Annotated in this window: 14 protein-coding genes; 8 read left to right on the top strand and 6 right to left on the bottom strand. The window is 43.6% G+C overall.

Annotated features, from left to right (window positions below; translation table 11 throughout):
- Positions 1-52: 52 nt before the first annotated feature.
- The 4 genes from AACX33_RS26115 to AACX33_RS26100 form a co-directional block, all read right to left on the bottom strand.
- Positions 53-1,000, bottom strand: coding sequence for a UDP-glucuronic acid decarboxylase family protein (locus tag AACX33_RS26115; protein ID WP_193999776.1), 948 nt, complete (start codon positions 998-1,000; stop codon positions 53-55).
- 497 nt (positions 1,001-1,497) lie between these two features.
- Positions 1,498-3,660, bottom strand: coding sequence for a cation:proton antiporter domain-containing protein (locus AACX33_RS26110; protein ID WP_193999774.1), 2,163 nt, complete (start codon positions 3,658-3,660; stop codon positions 1,498-1,500).
- 148 nt (positions 3,661-3,808) lie between these two features.
- Complete coding sequence (locus tag AACX33_RS26105) at positions 3,809-4,465, bottom strand: HAS-barrel domain-containing protein (protein WP_193999772.1); 657 nt, start codon at positions 4,463-4,465, stop codon at positions 3,809-3,811.
- Positions 4,466-4,556: 91 nt separating this feature from the next.
- Positions 4,557-4,751 carry an NAD(P)H dehydrogenase subunit NdhS gene (locus AACX33_RS26100; protein WP_193999770.1) on the bottom strand — a complete coding sequence of 65 codons (195 nt, stop codon included), beginning with the start codon at positions 4,749-4,751 and terminating at the stop codon, positions 4,557-4,559.
- Between the two features lie 414 nt (positions 4,752-5,165).
- On the opposite strand from AACX33_RS26100, the gene AACX33_RS26095 reads away from it, so the two are divergent.
- Both AACX33_RS26095 and AACX33_RS26090 read left to right on the top strand, forming a co-directional pair.
- On the top strand, positions 5,166-6,059 hold the full coding sequence (locus AACX33_RS26095; RefSeq protein ID WP_193999768.1) for an alpha/beta fold hydrolase: 894 nt from the start codon (positions 5,166-5,168) through the stop codon (positions 6,057-6,059).
- 163 nt (positions 6,060-6,222) lie between these two features.
- Positions 6,223-7,224 carry a serine/threonine protein kinase gene (locus tag AACX33_RS26090; protein WP_193999766.1) on the top strand — a complete coding sequence of 334 codons (1,002 nt, stop codon included), beginning with the start codon at positions 6,223-6,225 and terminating at the stop codon, positions 7,222-7,224.
- 162 nt (positions 7,225-7,386) lie between these two features.
- Here AACX33_RS26090 and rimM read toward each other — a convergent pair whose 3' ends face one another.
- The gene (gene rimM / locus AACX33_RS26085) at positions 7,387-8,082 is read right to left on the bottom strand and encodes a ribosome maturation factor RimM (RefSeq protein WP_193999764.1); all 696 of its coding nucleotides are present in this window, start codon (positions 8,080-8,082) and stop codon (positions 7,387-7,389) included.
- Positions 8,082-9,368, bottom strand: a complete 1,287-nt coding sequence (locus AACX33_RS26080; RefSeq protein ID WP_193999762.1) for a valine--pyruvate transaminase — start codon at positions 9,366-9,368, stop codon at positions 8,082-8,084. The genes rimM and AACX33_RS26080 overlap by 1 nt, the downstream gene beginning before the upstream one ends.
- A gap of 236 nt (positions 9,369-9,604) precedes the next feature.
- Here AACX33_RS26080 and AACX33_RS26075 point away from each other — a divergent pair, with 236 nt between their 5' ends.
- The 6 genes from AACX33_RS26075 (at position 9,605) to AACX33_RS26050 (ending at position 19,350) form a co-directional block, all read left to right on the top strand.
- Complete coding sequence (locus AACX33_RS26075; protein ID WP_193999760.1) at positions 9,605-10,714, top strand: S-(hydroxymethyl)glutathione dehydrogenase/class III alcohol dehydrogenase; 1,110 nt, start codon at positions 9,605-9,607, stop codon at positions 10,712-10,714.
- A 125-nt stretch (positions 10,715-10,839) separates the two neighbouring features.
- On the top strand, positions 10,840-11,352 hold the full coding sequence (locus AACX33_RS26070) for a DUF29 domain-containing protein (protein ID WP_193999758.1): 513 nt from the start codon (positions 10,840-10,842) through the stop codon (positions 11,350-11,352).
- A gap of 6 nt (positions 11,353-11,358) precedes the next feature.
- Complete coding sequence (fghA, locus tag AACX33_RS26065) at positions 11,359-12,210, top strand: S-formylglutathione hydrolase (protein ID WP_193999756.1); 852 nt, start codon at positions 11,359-11,361, stop codon at positions 12,208-12,210.
- Positions 12,211-12,300: 90 nt separating this feature from the next.
- Positions 12,301-12,543, top strand: coding sequence for a DUF1902 domain-containing protein (locus tag AACX33_RS26060; protein WP_193999753.1), 243 nt, complete (start codon positions 12,301-12,303; stop codon positions 12,541-12,543).
- A gap of 1,191 nt (positions 12,544-13,734) precedes the next feature.
- The gene (locus AACX33_RS26055) at positions 13,735-14,166 is read left to right on the top strand and encodes a DUF6006 family protein (RefSeq protein ID WP_193999751.1); all 432 of its coding nucleotides are present in this window, start codon (positions 13,735-13,737) and stop codon (positions 14,164-14,166) included.
- Positions 14,167-14,202: 36 nt separating this feature from the next.
- Complete coding sequence (locus AACX33_RS26050; protein ID WP_193999749.1) at positions 14,203-19,350, top strand: nSTAND1 domain-containing NTPase; 5,148 nt, start codon at positions 14,203-14,205, stop codon at positions 19,348-19,350.
- Positions 19,351-19,454: the final 104 nt, after the last annotated feature.

Here is a 19,454-nt window from a genome sequence, read left to right as displayed (position 1 = left end):
AGGATGAGCCTGCACGAAGATTCAGCACAGCGTTTAGGACTACCACCGAACCTCAATTGCGATCGCCTACGGCGCGGCTTTGCCGATCGCGGAAATCGTCTACTGTGAGTTTTAACCCCTCTTGTAGCCCAATAGTAGGTTCCCAATTTAACAAGGTTTTAGCTTTGGTAATATCCGGCTGACGACGACGCGGATCATCAGAAGGTAGTGGCTCAAACTTAATTTTTGCGTCTGGGTTCACCATATTTTGTACAGCTTCTGCCAATTCTAAAATTGTATATTCCCCAGGATTACCCAAATTCACAGGGCCAACATAGTCGCCATTCATCAGGCGGATAAATCCTTCTACCAAATCAGAAACGTAACAGAAACTGCGCGTTTGCGAACCATCTCCATACACAGTTAAAGGATTACCCTGTAAGGCTTGAACTATGAAATTACTCACTACCCGACCATCATTTTCTAACATCCTCGGCCCGTAGGTATTGAAAATCCGCGCCACGCGAATTTCGACTTTATTTTGTCTGTAGTAATCAAATGCCAAAGTTTCCGCAATGCGTTTACCTTCGTCGTAACAGGAACGGATGCCGATAGGATTAACACTACCCCGATACTCTTCTGTTTGGGGATGAACTTCGGGATCACCATAAACTTCGCTGGTTGAGGCCAAAAAGAACCTAGCCTTAACGCGTTTAGCTAGTCCCAACATATTCAGTGTCCCCATGACGTTAGTTTTAACGGTTTTAACTGGGTTGTACTGGTAATGTACAGGAGAAGCTGGACAGGCTAGATGATAAATTTGATCCACTTCTAAGCGTATTGGTTCTGTGATATCATGACGGATCAGTTCAAAATTGGGATTATTGATCCATTTAAGGATATTCTGCTTATGACCTGTATAAAAGTTATCTAAGCAAATGACCTCATGCCCGGCGGGTATTAATCTGTCAATGAGATGGGAACCAATAAATCCAGCACCGCCCGTAACCAAAATTCTCATAGTTTCCCAGTGATTTTATAAATATTTCTAGTTGCTCTCTAAGAATAAGTTAGAGTCACCAGTTTTGTTACAAAAATATTAAACGAACAAAGCTAATTTTTCCAAAACATTAGATTTGCATGATGCAGTATGTAAGTAGGTTGGTGTAAATAAAGTTAATTGGCGGGGGTCGTCATTTGTCCTTTGCCCTTCGGCTACGCTCAGGGTAAATCATTGGTCATTGGTAAGGGTTTCATGGGTTTTTCCGAGTCGTAATATAGTTTGGTTTTCCGAGTCCCACCTATTTACGTCAAGTTTAAACTCAATTGTTAAATAAATCATCTAACAAGGTATCAAAGATTCTCTGACGATGGTCTGCTGTGGCTGATAATTCATCAAATCTTTAATTAATTCCATTCAAAACTTCTCTTGGTTATGCTATGCAAAACTTTTTCCTATCCTGACCAAGGAGAGGGATGTCTCTGTGGACAGGCTAAAAAAGCCGATTTTTTTCTGGCTTAAACAGCAGTTGTAGAGTGGGAAATTGCTGGTATTGACATTTGCGTTTGAGTGTGTTGTGGTTCTCCCAGCATGACGATAGAGCAGGTAAGTTGACCCGCTAACTGGGTTGTCACATCACTAATAGCTAACCCACCAGGACTTGTCCGATTACGGATAAAGGGTAACACTACCAAATCATATAATCGTGCTGCCTGTAAAATTGCTTGGGCAGTATTTTCATGAGCGATGATTTGAATTTCTGGGGGATGAGGTACAGCTAATTGAGACATTAATCGGGCGAGGTGCGTTCGCGCCAGCGCTGACTTGTCAGTTCGCTTGGTCGCAATTTTCTGGGAACCACGAGCTTCACCCATGCACACATGAAGTACAGTAACTTGGGCTTGATTTGCCTCAGCCAGCATCTGAGCAAATTGTACAGGTTGCAATGATGAGGCTGTTAAATTTTCTAAGGGTACTAAGATGCGTTGAATTTTTTTGGGTGAGTCCATCAGACGTGTCACCGCCACTGGACAATGAGATGCCCAAAGTACGCTATCAATCACATTCCCAAATAAACGCGCTCTCAACCCAGTGCGTTTACCCCAACCCATGATAATTAAACTCGCCTTTTGTTCGCGTGCGGCTCTACTAATACCGAGAGCAAAAGCATCATCGATTCTCAGTAATGGTTCTGCGTCTACTCCCAACAATCGACTTTGGGCTGTGGCTTTTGCTAGTAACCGTTCACTGCGGCGTAGAGCAGTTTCTAATTGTGGTGCATCCATTTGAGCCGCAGCAGTGGCGATCGCCAATGGGACAATTTTACCTTGGGCTTGATTTGCTAATAATGCCGCCATTTCCAGCAAATACTGCTGAGTTTGAGGATTATACACAGGGACAACAATGGTCACCGGACTGTGTTTGGCTTCTGAGTGCTGCTCAAAGAGAGTTGGGGGATCTGCTGGTGTAACTGCGGTGGAAACCAAAGCACGGGCTGTATAACTAGTGACCCATAGCCCTAAGATGGAAGTAACGAGCATTAAAACAAAGACACTGTTTAATACTGCCTCTGGAAACAACCCAGCCCGATAGCCCACGAAAGTTGCTGCTAAAGTTGTACCCATCTGAGGTATTGATAGCGACCACATGGTCAGCATTTCCCCCCAGTTGTAGTGGTAAAGCAGTTTTGTGAATAAAGCGGCGATGAATTTGCTAGTAATTAAACCGACTACTATTAAAAACGTTAATTGCAGGGTGTCAATGCTGGTAATCAAAGCAGGTAAATCAATGGTTGAGCCAAAATTGACCAGGAAAATGGGAATAAATAGGAAACTGCCCAAAAATACCACCTTTTCCTTCACTAGCCCTTCACCCACAGCTTGATTTACCACCAAACCTGCCAAAAAGGCTCCGACAATTGTTTCTATCCCAATCAATTGAGCGCCCACCGCAGCCAGAAATACGGTCAGCAACACAAAGAAAAACTGATTGCCCTCGTCGTCTCCAAATCGCCGGAAAAATTCTTTGCCAGCCCAATCAAATCCCACCAAAATGATCATCGTGTAAACACTTAACCAAATCAATAGGGGAAGTATTTGAGCCAAGCTGAATGCGAGAGTATCAGTAGTAGCTATACAAACAGCTAAGACCAGCACAGCGCTGAGATTGGTAAAAATGGTGGCTCCCATTGTGATGGTCACAGCTTGATTATTCAGCACCCCCAGACGACTGAGAATGGGATATGCCAACAGGGTATAGTTAGCTAACAAAGCGCCAATTAAAATCGCCGCATTCCATTGCCAATGAAAAAACTGTCCGACTAAAGTTCCCATGACTAGGGGGAAACTAAAGCTGAGGATGCCAAATCCCAAGGAGCGTTTTTTGCAGCGGCGGAAATGCTTGATTTCCACTTCTAAACCTGCGACAAACATCAAGTAAAATAAGCCAATATCTGATAGCAGGCTAATTATTGGTAATTCTGTGTGAAAGAGATTCCAGCCTGATGGTCCCAGTACTACCCCAGAGAAGACTAAGCCGATTAATCCTGGTAGTCTCAGCCTCTCAAATAGGATGGGTACAACTAAGATAACCACCAGCAAAACAGCAAAGCTCACAATTGGCTCATCGCCGAGAACTTGAGAAGTTGGTTCCAGAGCCAGAACTTGTGATATTAGTTCCATAGGTTGGACTTTAAGGGGCGACAGTGAAATTGCGATTACCCAGAAGGGAATCGAGTCAAAAATAATCAAGGAACGTCAAAGCCACCCTGACGAAGAATTAACAAATTTTCATTTACAGTAGCTAGGTAATTGTCGAAGAACTAACTACCTATGGATGGATTTGACTTAAAATAAACCGTAAGCGATCGTAGTCGTCTTTTAACAAAACGCTGAGAGTACGTCCAGCCTTAATTAGCCATTCTCGGTCAGCTTTACGTAACTGGTAGATATGGCGGATAGCTGCTGCCGTTAATGCCTCTACTGGCGCACCAGATACAGAGAGCAATGTCCGCAAAAAATCTACTGATTCAGTGAATTTGATGATGGCTTCTGGTTCACACCGATAAACAGCTTGATGAATTTGCGGAGGACGGGGTGGTAGATACTGATATACCCCTGGTTTTGTCCCTAGAGTCCCGGACGAATGCTCAAACCCCACAATGGCCGCCCGAAATTCAGTTTTGAGCATGGCAAAAATTTGGGGTTGTTCCTCGCGTAAATCCTGCAATGATAACCCCAACGCCACAGCCCGATGTACCGAATCAATGGGCATGGTTGTAGCATGATACAGCACAGCATAAATTCGATTGCCTGATTCTTCATCCACAGCGCAAACCCAACTACCAAAAGGAGGCATGGGCGGAAAACTTAAGTCTTCCGGTTCCAAACACTGTGAGACAAATTCGGTAGAAGTAGTTTCGATTACCTCCGCAATATGGTTGGGGTGGCGATCGCTTATGGCAAACTGTGGTAAAGGTAGGCGCATCTTAGTTATTAGTCCTTGGCCATTAGTCCTGAGTAATTAGCCAGCAGTCTTTTACTCGGTGACTAATTACTGATAACTAATGACTATTAATTTATTTTCCTTTTCTGCCGGCTGTCAGTTCTACGGCTTCTAATTCTGATAGGCGAAAGGTAATTAATTTATCCCAATTGCCACCTTCAAATAATACAGCTACCTTGCCATCACTGAGACGTTGTACAAGTCCTTCGTAGCGATAATAGGTGTCTGCGGGATTTTTGACGCGAACTGTTGATCCAGGCAGAATCATGATGTTTACCCTCGCTGGTTTACTGTTAATAGCTTAATACTTATTATTAGTCTATAGTCAAGAGTCGATAGTTCCTAGCCTGTTGACAGAAGAGGAAAGGGGGCAGGGGGCAGGGTGCAGGGGGGAACAAGCCTGAAGCCTCTGCGCCAAGCATTGCGGAGCCGGGGTAATCTTCCCCACCCTTTTAGGGCGCTGGGACTGGGGCGGAGTACTCTTGCTCCCTGCTCCCCTGCTTCTTTTGACACTGCCGGCTGCTTAAGAACCTTTCCTCTTCTACCTGGCCTCTTCGGTCAACCGAATATTGGTGGGAAAAATGATCGAAATTATTTAGATGGTTGATCAATAGCATTTTTGCCAGAACTATTCAGCTTCAGGGACAATATTATATAGAAATATACTTCACAAATTTTAATAATGACCGGAACTACACAGCAGATACCTGCCGTCACCTTAGAAAAACTTGTTTGGACTTGGCAAGGCCACAAAATTCAATATACCGTCATGGGTGCTGGTCGCCCTTTGGTACTGGTTCACGGCTTTGGGGCTTCCATTGGACACTGGCGCAAAAATATCCCGGTTTTAGCCGATGCAGGCTACCGGGTTTTTGCTGTTGATCTTTTAGGTTTTGGTGGTTCAGATAAAGCCCCAATTAATTACACTGTAGAAGTGTGGGTAGAACTGCTGAAGGATTTTTGGGCAGAACACATCCAAGAACCTGCGGTTTTTATCGGTAATTCCATTGGCGCACTTATAAGCTTGATGGTGCTGGCTAAACATCCAGAAATTACGACTGGTGGTGTTTTAATTAACTCGGCTGGTGGTTTGAGTCATCGTCCCCATGAGTTAAATCCACCTTTACGGATGGTGATGGGAGCTTTTAACAGATTTGTGCGATCGCCGATCACAGGTACATTTCTCTATAATCGCATTCGTCAAAAATCCCAAATTCGTCGCACTCTATACCAAGTTTACCGCAACCGTGAAGCCGTCACAGAGGAATTAGTCGATATTCTTTATACCCCATCTTGTGATCCAGGAGCGCAGCAAGTTTTCGCCTCCATCCTCACAGCCCCTCCTGGCCCTACTCCAGAGGAACTATTGCCCAAAATCACACGTCCTTTATTAGTAATTTGGGGTGCTGATGATCCCTGGACACCAATTACCGGTGCGAAGATTTATGAACAGGCGTGTGAAAATGGCCAAGACATCAAGATTGTTGCCATTCCTGACGCTGGTCATTGTCCCCACGATGAAGTTCCAGATGTTGTTAACGCCCAGATTGTCGCTTGGTTGGCGCAAAATTCATAATTGAGCATACAGATGCCGTTTTTGCATCTAGCCTGTGGATAGATGCAAAAACTATTTTCTATTCATACAATGCGTCTTTGTGTGGGCAGGGTAACAATACTGGGTAAAAACCTCTTATTTTTTAATTGCACCTTGACAAAATCAGACTTAGATGGTGTGTGTAATGGAGCTTGATGTAGATAATCGAAAGGCAATTCGCCTCAGTCATTATCCTGATTTTTCTCAGCTAGGCTATGAAGTTATTAAAGAACTAGGACGCAATCAGGTAGAGGGGCGTATTACTTACCTGGCTAAGGTCTGTCAATCTCATCAACAGGTAGTAATTAAAGAGTTCAATGTTGCCAGTACCAGTGCTGACTGGTCAGGTTTGAAAACTTATGAACGTGAAATTCAAATCTTGCAACAACTTGATCATCCTCGGATTCCGCGCTACATAAACTCTTTTGAAATGCCAGATTACTTTTATCTGGTACAGGAGTATAAAAACGCTCCATCTCTGGGTTTACGACGCAGCTTTAACCCGGAAGAAATCAAACAAATAGCGGTATCAATTTTAGAAATTCTAGTTTATCTGCAACAACGAGCCGACCCCATTATTCATCGGGATATTAAACCAGAAAACATCTTAGTTGATGAGCATCTCAATGCTTACTTAGTTGATTTTGACTTGGCTCGGTTAGAGGAAGTGAAAATGGCTCTCAGCAGCTTTGCTTCCGGAACCCCAGGTTTTATGCCTCCAGAAGAACAACTTGGTCATCCCCTCACCCAAGCTTCAGACCTATATAGTTTAGGAGTAACACTGATTTGCTTATTGACTAATACCCGTTCTATTGATATTTGTCAGTTAATAGATCGTAAGTATCGTTTGAATTTCCAGAAATTAGTTCCCCAACTCAATCCGCGTTTTAAATTGTGGTTGATGAAGTTGGTGAAATGTAGATGGAAATACCGCTATGCTAATGCATTTTTGGCTTTAAAAGCACTTCAGCCAATTCAAGTTACTGATAATGATCATACCATAGATACTTTAGCTGCGGCAATCAAATTGAGACAAAGAACAGCTGTGCTATGTCTAGCCATGATTGGCATCATGGCAGTAGCAACCACAACTTTGATAATTTCCGAGCCAAGTGGGGTAGCCCAGCAGATGAAAAGTAGGGAATAGGGGGAAGAAGAGGCAGGGGTGCAGGGTGCAAGGGGAGCAGGGTGCAGGGAGCAAGGGGGAGTTATAAATTATTTTAAACTTGCCGTTACTTAACAACCGTTCTTCTTCTCCCCTGCACCCTGCCCCCTGCCCCCGTTCCTCTTCTCCCCTTGCCTCTTCCTATTACCCATTACCTAGTTCTAGCAACCCAGGAGGGGGAGTAATTTCAATCCGACGGGATGGAACATCGACTACAGGGGCGATCGCCTTAACAAATGGGATCAAAAGATTCTTCGGGGATTTGGGCTGTGATGTTTCTGAGGGAACAGCTTGATTTTGCTGATGCAGCTTCACTTCCAATAAAAAATTACCAGCCGGAATCACATCTACCACCTCGCCCACAAGTTCTCCAGATTCTTGCATGAAGACGGACATCCCGATCAAATCGGTGACATGATATTCATCTTCACCTAATTGGGGGCGATCGCTTGCGGGAACCATCAACTTATAATCGCGCAACGCCTCGGCATCATTGCGATTTTTCACTCCAGCCAAGGTAATCACACACAAGTTTTTCCCTTCCACATAACGACCTGACAACAACTCTATCGGTTGTGGTTCCTGATCCCCAGGATGCCATAACCAACGTGTTCCCGGAACCTCAAACCGTTCCGGAAAATCCGATTCTGGATAAACCCGCAACTCCCCAGACAACCCTTGAGGGGCGACAATTTTACCAATTTCTAACCATTCATCGGCATTGGGGACTGGGTTGAGAAACTTCTCCCCTGCTCCCTGCTCCCCTTCGGCTACGCTCAGGGCAAGCCTGCTCCCCTGCTTCTTCTTGGCGACCTTTGCGCCTTGGCGGTTCGTTTTCATTATTTTAGACTCACAACAGCACGCTGATAAACTTGTTCAGCCACCTGTGCCAAACGCTGCATTCCCGTGGCAATTTCTTCATCAGTACCAGTCAGACTAATGCGTAAACATTGGTGCTTGTGCTGCCATTCTTCCCGCAAACCAGGGAAAAAGGTACTACCAGGTACAACAATCACACCCACTTGCTTCAGTTCCTGGTAAAATTCCCAATCAGTCATGGGTAAATCCTGTAGCCACAACCAAGCAAATATAGCTCCTTCACCGCGATGGAGGAACCAAGGTAAATCCTTGGGCATTGCCGTATCTAAAGTATTTTCTAGCACAGTAAACTTTTTCTGGTAGAAGGGACGAATCACTTCTTCAGCGATTTTAGGTAAAGCACCAGAGTTGATGGCGATAGCGGCTATAGCTTGACCATAGCGTGAGGGATGAATACACAAATTTGTCTGAAAGCACTCTAATGCTTGGATGATGCCTTCATCACCAATGGCAACACCGATGCGTTCTCCAGGTAATCCCACCTTTGATAAACTCATGCAATGCAAGATATTGTCACCAAAGACTGGTGTCATTTCTGTAAAGTTCAAAGCTGGGAAAGGCGGCGCATAAGCCGAATCAATCAACACAGGTACATTGTAAGGTGCAGCCAAAGCCGCAATTTTTTTCACTTCATCGTCGCTGAGAACATTACCAGTGGGGTTACAGGGACGAGAGAAGATGACGCAACCCGTGCTGTCTGTAATTGATAGTTGGCTGAAATCTGGACGATATTTAAACCTGTGAGCCGCCTCATCAATATCTAAAGTTGGTTTATATGCGATTAAGGCTTCTTGCTCTAAACAAACACCGCCATAACCCGTATAGTCGGGACTGAGAGGTAAAACGATTTGCTTGAGTTCGCCGCTTGTTGTGTAACCACCAAAGCTATTGGCAGCGTAGAAGTAGAGGCTTTGACTGCCGGGTGTAATTAAAATATTGCGATCGCTTAAGTTTAAACCATAGCGTTTGTTGAAGTCATTGGCGATCGCCTCAATCAACGGTGCATAACCCTGACTCGAACCGTAACGACAAACCACCTCGCCGTATTCCGAACCAGCCAATAATTCAGCCGTGCAGTCCCGCCACAACTGTTCCACCTCTGGTAAAATCAACGGGTTTCCAGCACTCAAATTAATAAATTCTTGCCCTACCCCAGCTTTTAAAGTTTCAATAATATCCTTCATAATCGCTCTAACGCCAGTCAAGTTAGACATTTGAGCGCCAATTTTCGTGAGGGCAGGGTTCATAAGCTTTGTAAAAATAAAGATAAGGTCGGAGTTAACAAAATTATCAGTCTCTGATGGCGGAGCGATATCATCGTCCAGGTTTGCCGCCTGTAACTAATGTACCAATATCAATGGAAAAAGCAATTTTGCAATTTTATAGTTAATTTACAAAAAAGTAACAAAAAGTTTCTCTAACCCCTTGCCGATATAAACTCATATCAGCCCATTGATACAACTTTTATACAGGAAGGCTAATTGTGGAAGTTAAAGCAGCAGTCGCTTACGGCGCGGGTAAGCCGTTGACTATTGAAACCGTGGAATTATCGCCACCACGAGCCGGGGAAGTCTTAATTGAGATTAAAGCCTCTGGAGTTTGCCATACCGATGCTTACACCCTTTCTGGTGATGATCCTGAAGGTTTATTTCCCGCAATTTTGGGACATGAAGGCGCTGGTGTGGTAGTAGAAGTTGGTGCTGGTGTGACTAGCCTCAAGCCAGGAGATCATGTCATTCCTCTATATACTCCAGAATGCCGGCAGTGTGAATATTGCTTAAGCATGAAGACCAATCTTTGTCAAGCAATTCGCCTCACTCAAGGGCGCGGTGTCATGCCCGATGGCACCAGTCGCTTTAGTATTGGCGGGGAAATGCTGCATCATTACATGGGTACATCTACCTTTGCTAATTACACAGTATTACCAGAAATTGCCGTCGCCAAAATTCGCCCAGATGCCCCCTTTGATAAAGTTTGTTATATTGGCTGTGGTGTAACTACTGGCGTGGGTGCAGTTATTAATACAGCCAAAGTGGAACCAGGAGCAAACGTCGTGGTTTTTGGCTTAGGCGGTATTGGTTTGAATGTCATCCAAGGGGCGCGGATGGTGGGAGCGAATATGATTGTCGGGGTAGATATTAATCCCAGCAAACGCGCATTAGCCGAAAAATTTGGGATGACACACTTTGTCAATCCCCAAGAAGTTGAGGGTGATTTAGTTCCTTATTTAGTGGACTTAACCAAAGGCGGTGCTGATTATAGTTTTGAATGTATTGGTAATGTAAATGTGATGCGTCAAGCCTTAGAATGCTGTCATAAAGGTTGGGGCGTGAGTGTCGTTATTGGTGTCGCTGGTGCAGGACAAGAAATCAGGACTCGTCCTTTTCAATTAGTAACTGGACGCGTTTGGAAAGGTTCGGCATTTGGTGGCGCTAGGGGGCGTACAGATGTGCCGAAAATTGTAGATTGGTATATGGATGGAAAAATAAATATTGATGATTTAATTACTCATGTCATGCCGATTGAAGAGATTAATACAGCTTTTGATTTAATGCACAAAGGCGAATCAATCCGCAGCGTAGTGACATTTTAATTGTCTGAAATACAAGAGGCAATCGCTTGTAAAATTACATGAGCATTGGGAAATATTCACCCAAAAAACCTTCGGTACTGATTGGGCAGAAACAAAATTGTACGATGAATCGCGTCTGTTGAGTCATGCAAACACCACAAACTGGAAAATCATTGGCAAATCTCAAAGATAACCTCTATAAAACCGACTTTGCTGCTTGGACAAAGCAACAATCTTATCTGCTGCGTAATCAGCAATGGAACCAGCTGGACTTACCCAATTTAATTGCGGAGATCGAATCTTTAGGGAGACTGGAACGTCAAGAATTACGAAATCGCCTCAGCATATTAATTGGAACTTTACTCAAGTGGGAATTTAAATCAGCACAACGCAGTCGTAATTGGTTGGTAATCATTCGACTTCAACGGCGGGAGATTCTCAAATTACTCAGCGAAAATTCTCGTCTCAAGCCTGACTTAGAAAAAATACTCCCAGAAGCCTATGAAAATGCTAGAGATTTAGCATCAAGTGAAACCAACTTGCCATTATCAACTTTTCCCCAACAATGTTTGTATACTCTGCTAGAAGTGATGAGCGATCGCTTTTATCCGTCTGAAGCGGCAAATGATGATTTGATGGAATCATCGCCTAAAACTTGATCAATCATGACTAATCTGGATCTGATCTCAGAATATCAAAGCTTTGGCGGCCAACTCGGCTTTTACTCTCACCTTTCTTCCACCTGTAAAAGTCAGATGCGTTTCGCCGTCTATGAACCACCACAAGCCACTCAACAGCCAATACCCGTTCTCTATTTCCTTTCTGGCTTGACTTGTACTGAAGAGAATTTTCTAGCCAAAGCTGGGGCGCAGCGTTACGCATCTGAGTACGGCTTAATATTAGTCGCACCAGATACTAGCCCCCGCAACACTGGTATTGCAGGTGAAGATGACGATTGGGATTTTGGTACAGGTGCAGGTTTTTATGTGGATGCTACTGAGGAACCTTGGCATCAGCATTACCAAATGTATAGTTATATCGTCCAGGAATTACCAGCGATAATTGCCGCAAATTTCCCAATTATACCTGATAAACAAGGTATTTTTGGTCATTCAATGGGAGGACATGGAGCGCTAGTATGTGCTATAAGAAACCCGCATCTATATAAATCAGTTTCAGCTTTTGCACCGATTGCTGCACCAATGCGATCGCCTTGGGGTCAAAAGGCTTTCAGTGGTTATCTAGGCAAAAATCAAGAAACGTGGCGTAATTATGATGCTAGTCAATTAGTCCAACAATTAGGATATCACAGTCCCATTTTGATTGACCAAGGAACTGCGGATAAATTTTTAGCTGAAGAATTACTTCCAGAAGTGTTTGAGCAAGCTTGTGCATCTGTGAATCAGCCTCTCAACTTACGTTACCAAACAGGCTACGACCACAGTTATTATTTTATCGCTAGTTTTATTGAAGATCATATCCGCCATCATGCGATCGCTCTATGTGAAAGTTACTGAAATTTGACCAGAAAGTGAAATATATCTTTTCCAACTTTGTCCTACACTAAAGATAGAAATCCCCAACCTATCAGATAGAGAGCAAACGATATGGGAAAAAAAGTCATTGCAGTACAGGCTTTTTGGGATGCTGAAGCTAGAGTTTGGGTTGCTACAAGTGATGATTTACCTGGATTAGCAACAGAAGCTGATACAGCAGAAAAGCTGTCAGAAAAGCTGAAAGTGATGATTCCAGAGCTTATTGAGCTAAATCAAGTGCAGCTTTCGAGTACAGAACCTCTCTTTTTAGATTTGACAAGCCATTTACTCGAACCTATTACTATGGCTTGTTAAAATGGGCATTTCCTATACTCCACAACTTAAACAAATTCTTTTAGACTCAGGGTGTTATTTTAAACGTCACGGGAAGGGAGATCATGAACTTTGGCACAGTCCAATCAATCAGCAATCGTTTGTTGTTGACAACTGTATAAAATCACGCCATACAGCTAATGCTATTTTAAAGCAGGCTGGGCTACCAAAACAATTTTGATTTCACGTTAATAAACACCCTGATGCACAATAACACCTCAGACATTTTAATTTTGTCTGGGGTGTCTTAGTCGTAAATTGTCGTGAGAAAAACCATGAAAAATACCCCGTTCATATCATGGTTGAACGAGGTAAGGATAGGAGTAAATCAACAAGGACTTATGATTCTACTTGTCCCTTTTGCGAGAAGAAGGGATTGGTTGAGACCACTACAGAAAATCTCGTAGCAATCTTCAATTCATAGAGCATAATTGACAGAACTATTGGAATTAGTAATCCTATCAATGCTCTTGAAGTGTAGTAAACCTTGGACTATTAAGCCCACAAGTCTTTTACAACCAATACTTTAACAAAGATAATTTTATAAATCTCGCCAAATTGGCGTTTTTTTTATTTATTCGTTTATACAAGTAAGATTATTGAGTAATTTTTACTCTCTTAATATGTCAATTTATAAAAATTCCGGTTCTTTCCCGGCACAAAACTGCATAAATTAACATCAATAAACTTATACAGAAAATGCTCCCTAAAAACTTTTATGATTACCCCGTAGGTATGAAAATGAACAAAATACCGATAAATGTGTTTTCAGGCACAACCGCTGGTTATGTAATGTTAGTACAAGATGTTCAGTCCACGACCTACGGACGGCTCAACCCCACGGATTTGACACTCCCCGCGATAAATCGACGGGGATTCTTGGTTCAACGAAACCACTTAACCTAGAGTCCTTGCGTCATCTAGACCAGAGGTGGGATTCTCCCCAAGCGTTAATTCGGGTATGCCCTACCCTATTTGCATTAGTGCAAGTCCTGTTTAGTTTGAAACAGTTGTTTCAAAATTCTGAGTCGTCTAGCCCCTATGAGTCTTTTACCTACTGCTAGGAGGAAACTAGAACAATGCAGTAGAACCGCATAGATTCAATTATCAAGGTTCAGTGCTTTGTCTTTCGACAGTTAGGTTTTTTAAGTGGTTGATTACCTTTCCACTATTATGAGTATAGCAGCATCTTGGTACACTAATGAATTAAAAGCCGTTGTTCTACGACGGGGCTTTCAACCCAATTTTTCGGTAATTCTCCCTGATTGGGCGGGAAAATGGAGATGTAATTTAGATGGTCGTCAAGCTGTGTTAGAACTGGGTTTAGGGGACACCAGAATATGTAAAGATGGTTTGTGTACGACAACTGCCGGTACCAGAATTGCCGGACGTGTCAGCGATAATGGCGGTCCTTGGGTATCGATTGAACAGAGAGCGTTTGCTGCTGGCGATCCCCCTTCTTCACGGCGAGACCATATATTGCCCTTGCGGTATAAAAATACAGACAACTGGTTGCTGATCATGCACACCATGAATCGGAATATTGCTAGTGGTTATACTAGTTGGAACGGCATCCCCTTTGGGTTACAGTGCCGAAAGTCTTAATTGATCCAGATTTAATAATTACCCAGCAAATTTAAAATGTCTCCACTAGGTATAGCTACCAGTCATTTAACCCATGTCCTAGAATTAGGAGAGGCACAATTTTGGCTGTTGTTGGTAGGAGTCAACAAATACCAAGACAAGGGACTACCTTCATTACGCTACTCGGCTGTTGATTGTCAGGGTTTAGCCGCAGCTTTAGCCGACGCAACCCAAGGATTTCCCCAAACCGCAGAAAGGGTTCACCACGATTTAAGTTCTAGCTTGCCGACTCTCTCCACAGTCCGTGCTAGCTTACAGGAAATTACTGCCGCAGCTCAACCACAGGACACGATTTTATTTTATTTCTCTGGACATGGGATGCTGAAGCCAAATTCTCAACAAGCATTTTTGTGTCTAGCAGATACTCAAACAGACGACTTACTCAACACAGCTTTGGGTTTAGAGGAAATTTTGCAACTGTTGGGAAATAGTCAGGCGCAGACTCAGTTAGTGTGGCTGGATGCTTGTCATAGTGGTAGCCTGACATTCCGATCTGCTAGAAGTGAGATCAGTACAGCATCTTTGCCCAATCCGACATCTGAGATGGTGGAATTGTTACGCCAACGAGCAAAACAGAGTAAAGGATTCTATGCTTTGCTTTCCTGTGATACTAATCAACAATCCTGGGAATTTCCCGAATTGGGACATGGCGTATTTACATATTACTTAATGCGTGGGTTGCGTGGTGAAGCGGCTGATCCCCAAGGTTTGATTGATGCTGATGGACTGTACAGATATGTTTATCATCAAACGCGCCAATATATTGAGCAAACGAATCAGCAATTACGACTGATTAATCAGCAAAACAAAAGTCGCGGCGACACTAATCTGTATTCCGAATATCCGCAGCAAACACCGAAGCGGATTGTGGAAGGAGTGGGGGAAGTGATTCTGGGATTAAAACCAGCCTTTGTGGAATCGTCTTCTCCCCGACAAGCTTTAATTTTAGAAGGGCTAGCAAATAATCAGACTACCCTGGCTGTGAGTAAACTGTTACGGGGTGTGGGTGGTTTTGAGTTAGAGTATTGGCCGCGATCGCCAGACACTACCACTCAGGATTTACACTCTACTATTCAAACTTGTTTACAAACTACAGAATTAGCACCGCAAAACCACCCCAGAATTTTTGCCACTGTCCTGTTATATTTACGTGGACGACTGGAGGAAACTGAAGTTGGTGAACCTGTTTTAGTTTTAGCAGAAAATGTCCGCCTGAGTCGTTCCTGGTTAAGGCAACAGCTCAGGCGTTCAACTTATGCCCAACAAATCATTATTTTAGACTGCCCGGTGACAAATGACTATGCACCTCTACAAGATTGGGTGGAGGATTTGCAACTAGGATTTGAGCAAGGGCAATGTATCATTGCGGCGGCTGCACCAAAAAATCATCCCGAAAAATTTGCCGAAGCGCTACACTCTACCTTACAAGCAGCCCAAATTCAAGGTAGCCTCTCAGCAGCGGCTTGGATTACCCAATTGCAATTATTCTGTAACCATGAATTTCCCTTGCATATCTGGCTATCTGGTACACAAGGCGTAATTGAAGTTATACCCGCCAGTTCTGGTAATCGAGGCGTTGAGTCAACAGCAGCGATTGATTTAGGGCTTTGTCCTTACCGGGGATTGCGGGCTTTTGGGGAAGAAGATGCTGCGTATTTTTACGGTAGAGAAGTTGTGGTTCAGCAATTAATTAGTGACTTAGGGCAGAAGTCATTTATTGCTGTGGTGGGGGCTTCTGGTAGTGGTAAATCTTCTGTGGTACAGGCGGGATTAATCGCCCAACTGCGACGGGGAAAACTCTTACTAGGTAGTGAAAATTGGTGGATGAGAAGCTTTCGCCCTGGTGCAAATCCTCTGCAAGCTTTATCACGCCGTTTAGTAGATAGCGGGACTGAAAAGGAAAAAGCTTATCAGCAATTGCAACTAGAAGCGATGTTGTCCCAGGGTATAGAAGAATTTGCGCTCTGGGTACGTCATCGCCCAGAAACAATGGTAGTTTTAGTGATAGATCAGTTTGAAGAATTATTTACTACTGCATCCAGTGACGATAGACAGCGTTTTTTAGCAGTTGTCTTAGGGGCGCTGGAACATATACCAGAAAAGTTTAAATTAATTATTACTTTGCGGGCTGACTTTATCGCTCCCTGTTTAGAAGTTCCGACTTTGGCGAAGTTGTTGCAGCAGTCGAGTCTGCTGTTACCTCCCTGCTTGACTGAAGAAGAGTATCGCCAGATTATTATTAACCCTGCTGAACAAGTGGGTTTAACAGTTGAGGCGGAATTGGTAGAAGTGCTGGTGCAGGAGTTACACCAATCTCCTGGGGATTTACCACTGTTAGAATTTGTTCTGGAACAGTTGTGGGAATACCGCGAAAATGCGGCAATTACTTTACAAGCGTACCAACAGCATTTGGGCGGAATTAAAGGAGCGCTGGAAAGCAAAGCCCAAAAGCTTTACAACAGTTTAGATTTAGAAGCTCAAGAGTGCGCCCGGTGGATTTTTCTGTCGCTGACTCAGTTGGGTGAGGGTACGGAAGATACTCGGCGACGGGTACTCAAATCTGAGTTAATTGTCCAAAAATATCCGGTTCCATTGGTAGAAAGAACATTACAAGTGTTAATTGCTGCCAAGCTGGTAGTTGTGAATTTAGAAGAAGATGCCGAGGCGTTTGGGGAAAGCCGGGGACTAGGAGAACAAGAAAAAACTTCTCTGGGATCACCTCCATATTCGCCTGTAACTGTGGAAGTAGCCCACGAAGTGCTGATTCGTTACTGGTCTACGTTGCGCTGGTGGTTAGAGGAAAATCGGGCGATGTTGCGATCGCATCGTCAAATTGCCCAAGCCGCAGCTTTGTGGATCAATAGCGATGAACAACCAGATTTTCTCTTACAAGGGGTTCGCCTCGCCGAAGCTGAAGAAATTTATCTCCATTACACTGACGAAGTATCTGTTGATGTCCAACGTTTTATTCAAGCTTGTTTAATCGAAAGACAACGCCAACAACAAAAAGAAAAAAATAGACTCAGAAAAGCTCAAAGAACTGTGGGAATTATGAGTATTCTGGGACTGACAGCTTTTGGTTTAGCTGTTTTAGCTTACCAACAAACTCAAAAAGCCCAGTTACGAGAGATACAAGCTTTAAATTCTTTGTCAGAAAACTTTCTCCTCTCCCATAATCAGTTAGAAGCATTACTCACTAGCCTCAAGGCAGGGAGAGAAGTACAAAAAATTACTCCTGGTATCCCGATAAATATCCAAGCTCAAACAGCAACTATCCTCCAACAGGCAGTTTATGGCACTCAAGAACGTCACCGTTTAACTCATAATTCTTGGGTAAGCAGCGTCAGTTTTTCCCCGGATGGTCAAATGTTGGCTTCTGGTTATGCAGATAACACCATCCAACTTTGGAAAAGTGATGGCAGTTTACTCGCAACTCTCACAGACCATAATGATGGTGTGAATAGTGTGAGTTTCTCCCCGGATGGTCAAATATTGGCTTCTGCTAGTAGTGACAGTACCATTAAACTCTGGAGTCGTGAGGGTAAGTTACTGAATACTCTCACCGGACACCTTCATGGTGTGAATAGCGTCAGTTTTTCACCGGATGGTCGAATGTTGGCTTCTGCTAGCAATGACAATTCGGCTCGGCTTTGGAGTCGCGATGGTAAGTTATTGGTAACTTTTCTCGAACATAGCCGCAGTATAAATAGCGTCAGGTTCTCTCCAGAAGGTGATCTCATAGCCTCAGCGAGTGATGATGGCACTGTTAAACTTTGGAGTTTGGACGGTCGTTTGTTATCAACTTTGCCAGCCAGTACGCAAGAAGTTTTGGATGTCAGTTTTAGCCCGGATGGACAAACAATTGCTTCCGCTAGTGCTAATGGGACAGTTAAACTCTGGAGTCGTGACGGTGATTTGCTCAGAACGATCGCAGCACATAGTGGTGGTGTTTGGCAAGTCAAGTTTTCTCCTGATGGTGAGATCATAGCCTCAGCCAGTGCTGATAAAACTATCAAACTTTGGACTCGTGCAGGTAATCTGTTAGGTACTTTGCAAGGACATAGCCATGAGGTTAATAGTCTGAGTTTTAGCCCAGATAGCCACAGACTGGCCTCGGCTAGTGATGACAATACAATCCGATTTTGGCAAATAGAAAGAGATTTACCCAGAACTTTTTACGGACATAAAGATAGTGTCAATGATGTCCGCTTCACGGCTGATGGCAGTAATATTGCTTCTATGAGTGCTGACAACACGATGAAACTCTGGAATTTGAATGGTCAGTTACTCAAAACTTTGCCTTCTCCCATCGAAGATGTTACCAGTATTAGTTTTAGCAGGGATGGTAATACAGTGGCTTTGGCAAGTGCAAATCAGGCTATCCAGATTCGTCAACGAGATGGGACTTTGCTGCATACCCTGGAAGGACATAAGCATTGGATCAGGAGTATGAGTTTCAGCCCTGATGATCAAATTCTGGCTTCTGGTAGTGCAGACAAAACTATCAAACTCTGGAATCGAGACGGTGGTTTGTGGCAAACTCTTGAGGGTCATCAGGGTTGGGTGACTAATGTCAAATTTAGCCCGGATGGTAAAATTCTGGCTTCTGCAAGTGCGGATAAAACTATCAAACTCTGGAAGCGAGACGGTGGTTTGCTGAAAACTCTCTCAGGTCATAGCGCTAGTGTCTGGGGGATTAATTTTTCTCCCGATGGTAAAACTATTGCTTCCGCTAGTCAGGACAAAACTGTGAAACTCTGGAATTTGGATGGTTCACTACTGCACACTTTCCAGGGACATAGTGATTTGGTGAATCAGGTTAGCTTCTCGCCGGACGGCAAAATGATCGCTTCAGCTAGTGATGATGATACTATCAAAGTCTGGAATATTAGCAGTGGGATTTTGCTGAAAAGCTTTTCTGGGCATAATGGCGGTGTCAAAAGCGTTAGTTTCAGTCCTGACGGTAAAATGCTAGTTTCTGGGGGTCAAGATGCCACGATTAAACTGTGGAACCTGGAGGAGATAGAACTGCAAACATCAAATCTCGATCAGCTGCTGGACAATGCTTGCGATCGCCTGGGTAATTATCTGCAAACTAGCCCTGATATTTCTAGAGAAGAGTATGAACTTTGTTTTGGTGACTAATGGATCTATAGTCATCCGCGTTTTGAGTCCTGACATTTATGTATGTGGTCAATCTAAAATCTAAAATCTAAAATCTAAAATTGTTCGACGGCTCTGTGGCCAAA

Origin of the sequence: Nodularia sp. LEGE 04288, from assembly GCF_963896525.1 — a bacterium.
Taxonomy (GTDB): Bacteria; Cyanobacteriota; Cyanobacteriia; order Cyanobacteriales; family Nostocaceae; genus Nodularia.
This window is presented reverse-complemented; position numbering and strand designations above follow the sequence as displayed.